This window comes from Actinophytocola sp., assembly GCF_049647105.1.
Lineage (GTDB): Bacteria > Actinomycetota > Actinomycetes > Mycobacteriales > Pseudonocardiaceae > Actinophytocola.
In genome coordinates this window covers 1-9,860 of the sequence record NZ_JBARWZ010000262.1, presented here as the reverse complement: position 1 = coordinate 9,860, position 9,860 = coordinate 1, and the positions used below count along the sequence as shown (strand labels likewise).

Sequence of the window (9,860 nt, the reverse complement as noted above, 5' to 3'; positions counted from 1 at the left end):
GGCGTGGGCGTCGGCGAGCCTGCGGCCGGCGGCCAGCACCGGGCCGCCGTTGCCGAGCTGGATCTCCGCGAGGCGCCGCTGCATGTCCCTGGCTCGCAGGACGGGCATCGCGCGCAGCACGAGGTTGCGGACGAAGACGATGAGGTCGCCGGTCTCGGTGACGAGGCCGGTGGCGCGGGCGGCCTCGACGGTGTCGGTCAGCCCGGCGGGGGCGGTGGTGAGGAGGGCGCCGAGGACGTCGGCGTCAAGTGGCGCCCCGAGGGCCAGTGCCTCGAGGAGGTCGTGGATGGGTGGGTCGAGGGCCTCGAGGAGGTAACGCAGCCGTTCGGCGAGGCCGGGCGACACGGAGACGCGGTTGGGGCGGCGGAACCGGTCGGGATGGCGGGGGTCGAAGCGGCCGGTGTCGAGCAGTGCCTGCGTCACCATCCCGGCAAACATCGGCGAGCCGCCGGACTGTTCGAGCACGAGCGCGACCAGCGTGTCCGGCGGCTGGCAATTGCCACGCCTCGCGACGAGCGCTGCCACCTCGTCCCGGTCGAGCTGCCCGAGCACGACAGGCGAGTGGTGGCGGGACAGCTGTGCCCCCAATGCCGACAGCCCGTCGGGCCGCGGCCACGGACGGTAAGTGACCATCATGCGCACGCCGTCGGCCTTGGCACGCGCCCGAAGGGCGTCGAGGGTGGCGGGTCCGAACCGGTGGGCGTCGTCGACCAGCAGTGGCACACCGTCCGGTGGCGCGGTGTCCCCGTCCACGCGCGCAACGCGCACACCAGCGCGTTCATAGGCGGCGGCGATGGCCTTGAGCAGCACAGACTTGCCGGTGCCCCCGGGTCCCACGACAGCCGCGGTCAGGGCACCACCCGGTGCGGCCGCGATCTGGCGGAACAACCAGGCGGCACCGGGAAAGACCTCTTCTGGATCGGCCGGCGACTGGCTCATGGCACCGGCCTCTGCGCCATTCGGTATGCCACGCCCGTAGGTCGGTTACGGAGCGTGCTCCATTACATGATCGCCAGTGTTACGAATGCACGAGCAGTGAGCAGATCCGGTTGCCCGTGCATGCCAGGTCACCCGATCAGCGCAAGAACAGCCCCGGCAACTGCCCTTCGGACATCCGTCACTTGACCGATGTCTCCGTCACCGACACCGACAAGACTGTCAATATCCGGAAAGCAGAAGAGACAATTTCACGGGGTGACACGGTGGCTGCCGACGAATGGCACGACGAACTGGTTCTCGCCGCTGAATTGAGTAGCGTGAACAACCAGATTGCCAGGTTCGTGCTACGCATGCTGGACACCGACGCCCGGCGCCGAGAAGGGATTGCCGTGGCCGACGAATGCCGCCTGGGCGGCCGCCTCGTTAATCTGGGCTACGCATTGCAGGACCGAGCCGTACACAGAGCTGCAGGGCGCCACCACGGTGGGGCAAACACCGCGGAAACGCCCTGCAGCAGAGGTAACACGAGGTCAATTGCGGGTTGAGCCGACAATTGCCGGTGTATTCGATCTTCAGTCATACATCATGAACGTCGTCAAGCTGTCGTACATCATAGGAGGTGGGTCGGCTGAGGCAGGACCGCCAACAGCCAAGGCCAGACCCACGGCTGCCGCGATGGCAGCCACTATTCGCGCGATTCTCATCCCGACTCCCGATGCCACACACAGAGGGATCAAAAAGGCCCGCCAAATGACGCGGACTACCGCGTCGAAGGTTTGGAGGTGGGGTAAAGCTATTTCCCACAAAAAGGATCGCACGAAACCCAAGTAATTACTGATAACTGAGTGTTAACGAACGGCTAACAGAATGAGCACGCCCACGGTTGGCGTAACATGGCCGCCGACCGTTGTTCCCTGCCACGACTCCCAATACTGTCGTGGTATGCCGAGTGATGCCTGCGCACTCGTTGGCCGTGAGGCCGAGATCCACCGTCTTACAGGATTGGTCGACCTTCTCGCAAGTGGATCCGGGCAGGCAATCCTTCTCGAGGGTGAACCCGGGATCGGCAAGTCCTCACTTGCCCGCGTTGCTGTCGAGGCCGCCGAGGAGCGCGGGTTCGGCTCCTACTGGGCAGAGTGCGACGAGATCGGTCAGGCGCTCCCCCTCCAGCCGCTGTTGGACGCACTGCTCGCCGGGGCGATGGCCGAACCTCGGCTCGACACCATCCAGCGTCTCCTGCGCGGAGAAGTCAGCAGTGCCGCCGACCCCGCGATGGCCGCAGCGGAGCAGATGCTCGCGCTCATGAGTGAACTGTGCAGCGAGACCCCTACTGTGCTGGTCGTCGACGACCTGCAGTGGGCTGACCTGTCCACCATCAGCGTCTGGGAGTGGCTGGCACGTTCTGTCGACCGCACGGCGCTGCTGCTCATCGGCATCCTGCGGCCGGTCCCTCAGCGGGACGAACTGCTCGCCGTGCGTCGCGTGGTCGGCGCGGACAACACCTTTCGCCTCGAAGGTTTGCACGACGAGGCCGTCAGCGAGCTGATCTCGACGCTGTCCGACGGCGCACCCGGTACGAACCTGCTCCGCCTCGCGGCCGAGGCGGCGGGCAACCCTCTGTACCTGACCGAACTCATGGACTCGCTCGTGCGTGCTCAGCGCCTCACCGTGAACGAGTCCGGGGCGGTGGAGGTGACCGGCGGCCCGGTGCCGGGCTCTCTCATCGGCGCGATCTCCGACCGGCTCGACTTCCTGCCGAAGGGCGTCCGCAACATACTGCAGGCCGCAGCGTTGCTGGGCAACGAGTTCCCCGTCTCCGACCTCGCCATCGTGCTGGGCAGGCGCGTGGGCGAGTTGGTGCCCGCCATTGACGACGCCCGCACCGCGCGGGTGCTCAAGGATGTCGGTGACAAGCTGGCGTTCCGGCATCCGCTGATCCGCGCGGCGCTGTACGACGACATCGCCGCGCCACTCCGGCCGGCGTGGCACCGGGACGCCGCGAGGGCGCTGGCCGAGGCCGGCGTGCCGACGCAGCGGGTCGCGCGTCAACTACTGCAGGCGATCAGCGCGCCCAACCCGGATCCGCTGGACGAGTCATTACTCAACTGGACGGTCGATGCGGCCCCGACACTCGTGGCGCAGGCTCCGAGGACGGCCATCGAACTGTTGCGCCAAGCGGCGAGTCGTACCCCCGCGAGCAGCACGCGGGGCGCGGTGCTGGTCTGCCGACTTGCCGAAGCCCTCTACCGCGCGGGCGAATGCGCGGAGGCCGTGCAGATCGCCACGCGCGCGTTAGCCGTCGTCGAGGATCCCGACCTACTCGTCGATCTACATTGGACAGTCTCGCAGAGCCGGACCATGCTCGGCCGTCCCGACGAAGCACTGGAGGCGCTCGAAGAGGCGTACGAGCTCGCGGAGATGTCCCCGCAGCAGCGGGCGCGGCTGCTGGTACTGACCGCACGGGCACATCGCGCCCTGGGCGAGGTGTCCGTCGCGGGGAACGTGGCGACCAAGGCGCTGGCCGCCGCCGAGGAGGCCGGGGACAAGTGGGCACTGGGCTGGGCCCTTCACGTGATGATCCTGGTGTCGACGATGCGCGGCGAGGTGGCGTTCACGCTGCCGCTGTTCGATCGTGCGATCGGTGTCATCGGCAACGCCCCCGAGCTGAACGACCTGGGGCTGCTACTGCAGATCAACAAGGCCATCGCACTCGGCAATCTCGACCGCTATGACGAAGCGCTGGGGACCGCCGCCCGGGTGCGGCAGCTCGCGGACCGCACCGGCAGTCTCGTCCGGTTGGCGCAGGCACAGAGTGCGCTGGGGCAGCTGCTGTTCCAGGTCGGCCGGTGGGATGACGCGACCGCGGAGGTCGAGACACTGACCGACGACTTCAAGGATCCCAGCGCCTCGTGCTGCGACCGCGGCATCGCGGCCGTCATCGCCTTCCATCGCGGCGACGCCACGGCCGCGCGCCGCCATCTGGAGCTGGCGGCGTTGAGGGCTGACCAGCTCGGCAACCGGGTCGTGGCGCCCCTCATCCTCGCCCACAGTCTGGATCGGGAGATCAACGACCAGCCCGAAGAGGCGCTCGCCGTGCTCACGGCTCGGGTCGGGGGTGATGCCGAGGAACTGGACGAGGTCGAGGACCTTCTTCCTGAGGCGGCGCGGCTCGCCGCCTTCACCGGGGACTTCGGCGCCGCCGCCGATGTGGCTGATCAGGCCGCCACCCTGGCGCGGCGGTCGACGGTGCCGCATCGGCTCGGGACCGCCGCCTACTGTCGCGGCCTGCTTGACCGGGATCCGTTCCTCTTGCAGCAGGCCGCCGACCGGTACCGGGATGCCGGGCGGCCGCTGCTGCGTGCCAAAGCCCTCGAAGCCGCCGCCATCGGGTTCGCTGGGCAGGACGAGAAGGACGCGGCCCGGGCCGCGTTCACCCGGGCCGACGAGCTCTACGACCAGCTCGGGGCCAACTGGGATCTTGCCCACCTGCGTGCTCACCTGCGGCGATTCGGGATCCGGCGGGGGCCGAGGGCGAAACACCGGCAGGCTCAGGTCGGGTGGAGCAGCCTCACCCCCACCGAGACGAAGATCGCCGCGATGGTGGCTGAGGGGATGTCCAACCGGCAGATCGCCGAGCAGCTGGTGTTGTCACCGCGGACGGTCGGTACGCATGTGTCGCACATCCTCGCGAAGCTCGGGGTGCGGTCGCGCATCGACATCGCCAGGGAGGCTGCCGAGAACGTCAAGGCCGGGTAACGTACAACTCGGGGTTGTTCGATTCACAGCGCCCCTACGTCGGCCATCGCGGCGCGCAGTGCGGACGGGCGGGACGCCGTGTGCACCGGGTCGACGAACACGCTCCGGCAGCCGATGGCCGACGCGCCGCCGTCCGCCTCTGGGCTGTCGCCCACCATCACGGCCTGCTCCGGCGCAACACCGATGCGCTGACACGCCAGTGTGAAGATCTTCGGATCCGGCTTGGCCACACCCTCCACATAGGACAGCACGTATTCGGCGACCAGGTCCTCGACACCCAGTTTCCGGAACATGGGCCGGATGTCCCACGCGATGTTGCTGACCACGGCCACCGGCACCTCCGCCGCCGCCAGCGCGCGCAGCACCTCCGCCGTGTCCGGGTACGGGTACCACACGTCCGGCGAACTGAGGCTCTCGTACACGACCTCGGTCTGCTCCGGCGTCAGCTCGTACCCGGTCGACGCCAGCGAGGCCAGGTACACGGTCCGGTGCACGCTGGGGTCGAGGTCGCGGCGGGCCCACGCGTCGGCCAGGTCGGGCGGCAGGTGGTCGGCCGACAGGGCCGGCGAGGTCAGCACGGTGGTGAGCCGCTCGCGCATCGTCTCGTCGAACGTGGTGGCGGGCCAGCCGGGGCCGGGCTCGAAGCGGAACAGGGTGCCGGAGAAGTCGAACAGGACGCCGTTGATCATGCCCCCACAGTACTTTCGTCACGTTCCCCGACCGACCGGCCCACCCGTCCATCCTGGTGTGCTTGTTGCTGTTATGGCAATTGGAGTTGTCACCACCGCATCGTCTGGGTGATCGTTGGGGCATGGATCAACAGTTCTGGGACGACCTGTACCGCGAGAAGAACCAGCTCTGGAGCGGCGCGCCGAACGGCCTGCTCGTCGCCGAGGTCGCCGACCTGCCGCCGGGACAGGCACTCGACCTCGGCTGCGGCGAGGGCGCGGACGCGTTGTGGCTCGCGTCGCGTGGCTGGCTCGTGACCGCCGTCGACATCTCCCCCGTCGCGCTCGAGCGGGCGACCGCGGTCGCCGGTGACGCGAAGGTGAGCTGGACGCACGCCGATCTGTCCACGTCGGCGCTGCCCGAGGGCACCTTCGACCTGGTGGCCGCGCTGTACTTCTCGGTGCGGCGCGAACCCGGGCATCGCGCGGTGCGGAACATGCTGGCGGCGGTCGCCCCCGGCGGCACGCTGCTGTTCGGCCACCACGATCTCACCGGGCACGAGCACGACCACCACCCCGACTTCAACCCCGAGGACTACTACTCCCCCGCCGACATCGCCGCCATGCTCGACGAGGACCGGTGGACGATCGTCACGCACGAAACCAGACCGAGAGTGAACATGCCGCCCGAGGCGATGCACGTCAGCGACATCGTGCTGAAGGCCAGGAGGAAGTAGTCCCGAAAGTTTCGAACTCCTTGGCGCACAAGGAGTCTGGCGTTTCGGACACATCTGTGGTTACAGTGCCCTGGTTACGGAAGTGTTCCGAAACTTTCGGCTCCGCCCTGCGCCAGTACGGAGATCGACATGCGACGGTCCGCAGCCCTGCTCGCTCTGCCCCTCCTCGCGGCGGCCGCCGTGTCACCGGCACAGGCTCCCGCACAGGCCTCGCCACCGGCCGCCGCCGAGGAGTCCTATGTGGTCACCACCCCCAGACCAGGAGCGTTCCCGCTCGTGGCGGGCGGCGCCGCCGCGCCGATCGTCGTGAGCGGCACCGACCGGCCGGGCGTGGTGCGGGTCGCGGGCGACCTGCGCGACGACGTCGAACGGGTCACCGGCGCGCGGCCCGTGGTGTCCGTCGACGAGGTGCCACCCGGCAGCACACCCGTGCTGGTCGGCACGATCGGCGAGAGCCCGCTCATCGACGACCTCGTCGAGCGCGGCAAGCTCGACGTGCGCGGCATCGCGGGCAGGTGGGAGACCTCGGTGCAGCAGGTGGTCGAGCACCCGCTGCCCGGTGTGCGGCGCGCGCTGGTGATCGCGGGCAGCGACCAGCGGGGCACGATCTACGGCACCTACGACGTGTCACGCAAGATCGGGGTCTCGCCCTGGTACTGGTGGGACGACGTGCCCGCGCGGCAGTCCGGCGCGTTGTACGTCCTGCCCGGCAGGCACACACAGGGCACGCCCGCGGTGAAGTACCGCGGCTTCTTCATCAACGACGAGAACCCGGCACTCGGCAGGTGGGCACCGACCCAGTTCGGCGCGGGTCTCGCGCCAGGACATCCTGGTGGGTTCAACAGCAAGTTCTTCGGGCGCGTGTTCGAGACCATGTTGCGGCTCAAGGCGAACTACCTGTGGCCCGCGGTGTGGGGCAGGGCGTTCGCCGAGGACGATCCGGCCAACCACGCCACGGCCACGGCGTACGGCGTGATCATGGGCACCTCGCACGAGGCGCCCATGATGCGCGGCATCGAGGAGTGGAACCGGCACGCCGTACCCGCGGTGCGCGACCCGGAGGGCAACATCGTGACCCCCGGCCACGACCCGTACGGCGGCACCGGCGAGTGGAGCTTCCGGCGCAACCGCGACGCGATCAAGGCGTACTGGAGCGAGGGCGTCGCGCGGATGAAGGAGCAGGGCTTCGAGGGCGTGGTGACGCTCGGCATGCGCGGCAACGGCGACGTCGGCCTGCCAGACGGCGACGGCATCGAGCTGATGCAGGAGATCATCGCGACCGAGCGGCAGATCCTCGCCGACCACGGCATGTCCGACGTGCCACAGGTGTGGACCCTGTACAAGGAGGTGCAACGCTACTGGGACAAGGGGTTGCGCGCGCCGGACGACGTGACGGTGGTGTTCACCGACGACAACTGGGGCAACATGCGCAAGCTGCCCGATCCGGCCCTGCCGCAACGCGCGGGCGGCTACGGCATGTACTACCACTTCGACTACGTCGGCGGCGGCCGCAACTACAAGTGGGTCGACACCATCAACATCGCGAACACGTGGGAGCAGCTCAACACGAGCTACTCCTACGGCGTGGACAAGCTGTGGGTGGTCAACATCGGTGACCTGAAGAACGAGGAGCTGCCGCTGCAGTTCTTCCTCGACTACGCGTGGAAACCCATCCCCCTGAAGGACGTCCCGGCGTGGGAGAAGCGGTACGCGGCGGAGAACTTCGGCTCGCGCCACGCCGAGGAGATCGCCGAGGTGCTGCACACCTACGGCGTCCTGCAGGCTCGCCGCAAGCCCGAGCTGCTCAACCGGCGGATCACCGGCGGGCCGGGCACCACCGTCACCTACGACGACGAGGAGAACCCGTACTTCCTGGAGAACTACCGCGAGATGGATCGCGTGACCGGGGACTGGCAACGGCTCGCCGACGAGGTGGACCGGATCGGGCGACGGCTCCCCGCGTCCCATCAGGACGCCTACTACCAGCTGGTCGGCTACGCGGCGAAGGCGACCGCGAACCTGTACGCGTTGCGGCGCGCGGAGTTCACCAACATCCGGTACGCCGCACAGGGCCGCGCGGCCACCAACGACCTCGCCGACGAGACCGGCAGGCTGTTCGACATCGACCAGGCCATGTCGGAGTACTACAACACCGAGCTGGCGGGCGGGAAGTGGAAGAACTTCCAGACTCAGCCGAAGATCGGCTACGGCGACGTCGCGCGGTATGGGCCGAACGCGCCGTGGCAGCAGCCGGAGCTGAACAACGAGGCGTTGCCAGACGAGGTGTTCCCTGCCGTGCAACGGATCCAGGTGCCCGAGGCGGCCGACATGGGGGTCGCGATCGACGGCTCCGACCAGTGGTGGCCCTCGGCGACGAGCCCCGCGGTGCTGCCGACGTTCAGCCGCTACCAGAGCCAGCCCGCGCAGTACCTGGAGGTGTTCAACCGCGGCGCGACGGCGTTCGACTACCGCGTCACGTCGGACAAGCCGTGGGTGTCGGTGTCGCGCGCACGGGGCACTGTGGACAAACAGGTGCGGCTCGAGGTCGCCGTGGACTGGAAGCGGGCGCCGAAGGGCACCACGCGGGTGCCGTTGACGGTGACGGGTGCCGGGCGGTCCGTGGTCGTCGAAGCCTTGGTGGACAACGCTTCCGAGCGCCCGGCGACGGGCTGGGTCGAGGCGAACGGCTACGTGTCGATGCCCGCGGACGGCACGAGCCGGGTGGTCGGTGACTGGCTGCGGATCCCTGACATCGGCCGGGACGGCGACGGCCTGCGGCCCACGCCGGTGACCGCGCCCCGCCGCGAACCGACCGGCTCGCGGCTGGAGTACACGGTGAACCTGACCACGACCGGGCCGGTGACCGTGTGGGTGTACCTGTCCCCACGCAACAACGTGCACTACACGGACGGCCTCACCTACGCGGTGTCGCTGGACGGTCAGCCGACGCAACGGGTCAACGTCACGACGGCGACCGGCGCCGACGACACCGCCATGAACAAGCAGTGGGAACGCAACACGTCCGACAACGTGAACCGGACGGCCACCACCCACGTGGTCGACCGCCCTGGTGAGCATGTCCTGAAGGTGTGGGCGGTCGACCCGACCGTGGTGGTGCAGAAGGTGGTCATCGACACCGGCGGGCTCGCGCCGAGCTACCTCGGGCCGCCGGTGAGCACGCGCGTCGGCCGTTAGGCCACGCGCTCGCGGCGAACGAGAGTACGTCGCTCCCGCTCGGTGGTGCCACCGAAGACACCGTGGTCAAGGCCCACGTCGATGGCGTAGTCGAGGCATTCGGTCCGAACTGGACAGCGAGCGCACACGGCCTTCGCCTCGGTGGCCTGACGAGCACCGGGCCCCGTCTCGGTGATGGGGAAGAACAGTTCGGGGTCCGCGTCCCGGCAGGCGGCGCGGTCCCTCCAGTCGTCGATCATCTTCATGTAATCCGCCTCCAATCACAGGCGTGCCGGTCCGCATGTGCCCACGCGCGAACCCAGGTGCGAACAGATTTGATGTTGTGATGTGCCGGTCGGGCACGAGCCATTCCCCTGCGGGCGCGATTTCCCGCGCCGCTCGAAAGACAGCGTACGCGCAAACACCCCCGCCCGCCGCTCTATTCCTCAGCGACGTGCGGGGGTGGCGATGTGTCTCAGGTTAGAGGGTGCGCGAATAGGGTCGGTGGATGCCCGTCGTGATCGAGGTGGTTCCTGGCGGTGCCGCGCAGGCGTCGTCGTACTGGACCGTACTTCGATGCCTGCGC

The 9,860-nt window shown here is 68.6% G+C and carries 6 protein-coding genes and 1 pseudogene; 4 read left to right on the top strand and 3 right to left on the bottom strand.

Annotated features, from left to right (window positions below; genetic code table 11):
• Positions 1 to 939 (bottom strand): annotated as a pseudogene (locus tag WBA97_RS31625) (hypothetical protein); the annotation flags it as partial.
• A gap of 110 nt (positions 940 to 1,049) precedes the next feature.
• Here WBA97_RS31625 and WBA97_RS31620 point away from each other — a divergent pair.
• Complete coding sequence (locus tag WBA97_RS31620) at positions 1,050 to 1,484, top strand: hypothetical protein (RefSeq protein ID WP_424234628.1); 435 nt, start codon at positions 1,050 to 1,052, stop codon at positions 1,482 to 1,484.
• 397 nt (positions 1,485 to 1,881) lie between these two features.
• Positions 1,882 to 4,695, top strand: a complete 2,814-nt coding sequence (locus WBA97_RS31615) for a helix-turn-helix transcriptional regulator (RefSeq protein WP_424234627.1) — start codon at positions 1,882 to 1,884, stop codon at positions 4,693 to 4,695.
• Between the two features lie 23 nt (positions 4,696 to 4,718).
• Here the strand turns inward: WBA97_RS31615 and WBA97_RS31610 are convergent, their stop codons facing one another.
• A complete protein-coding gene (locus WBA97_RS31610; protein ID WP_424234626.1) occupies positions 4,719 to 5,384 on the bottom strand; it encodes an HAD family hydrolase in 666 nt (221 codons plus the stop codon).
• Positions 5,385 to 5,506: 122 nt separating this feature from the next.
• Here WBA97_RS31610 and WBA97_RS31605 point away from each other — a divergent pair, with 122 nt between their 5' ends.
• Together WBA97_RS31605 and WBA97_RS31600 are read left to right on the top strand one after the other, a co-directional pair.
• Positions 5,507 to 6,100 carry a class I SAM-dependent methyltransferase gene (locus WBA97_RS31605; protein WP_424234625.1) on the top strand — a complete coding sequence of 198 codons (594 nt, stop codon included), beginning with the start codon at positions 5,507 to 5,509 and terminating at the stop codon, positions 6,098 to 6,100.
• Between the two features lie 129 nt (positions 6,101 to 6,229).
• The gene (locus tag WBA97_RS31600; protein ID WP_424234624.1) at positions 6,230 to 9,295 is read left to right on the top strand and encodes a glycosyl hydrolase 115 family protein; all 3,066 of its coding nucleotides are present in this window, start codon (positions 6,230 to 6,232) and stop codon (positions 9,293 to 9,295) included.
• On the opposite strand, the gene WBA97_RS31595 is transcribed toward WBA97_RS31600, so the two are convergent.
• The gene (locus tag WBA97_RS31595; RefSeq protein WP_424234623.1) at positions 9,292 to 9,540 is read right to left on the bottom strand and encodes a WhiB family transcriptional regulator; all 249 of its coding nucleotides are present in this window, start codon (positions 9,538 to 9,540) and stop codon (positions 9,292 to 9,294) included. The two genes, WBA97_RS31600 and WBA97_RS31595, sit on opposite strands and share 4 nt — an antisense overlap.
• Between the last annotated feature and the right edge of the window lie 320 nt (positions 9,541 to 9,860).

Bases quoted from the DNA above. Each gene is read 5' to 3' on its own strand.
- WBA97_RS31615 (WP_424234627.1), top strand. From the start codon at position 1,882: ATGCCGAGTGATGCCTGCGCACTCGTTGGCCGTGAGGCCGAGATCCAC.
- WBA97_RS31610 (WP_424234626.1), bottom strand. From the start codon at position 5,384: ATGATCAACGGCGTCCTGTTCGACTTCTCCGGCACCCTGTTCCGCTTC.
- WBA97_RS31605 (WP_424234625.1), top strand. From the start codon at position 5,507: ATGGATCAACAGTTCTGGGACGACCTGTACCGCGAGAAGAACCAGCTC.
- WBA97_RS31600 (WP_424234624.1), top strand. From the start codon at position 6,230: ATGCGACGGTCCGCAGCCCTGCTCGCTCTGCCCCTCCTCGCGGCGGCC.
- WBA97_RS31595 (WP_424234623.1), bottom strand. From the start codon at position 9,540: ATGAAGATGATCGACGACTGGAGGGACCGCGCCGCCTGCCGGGACGCG.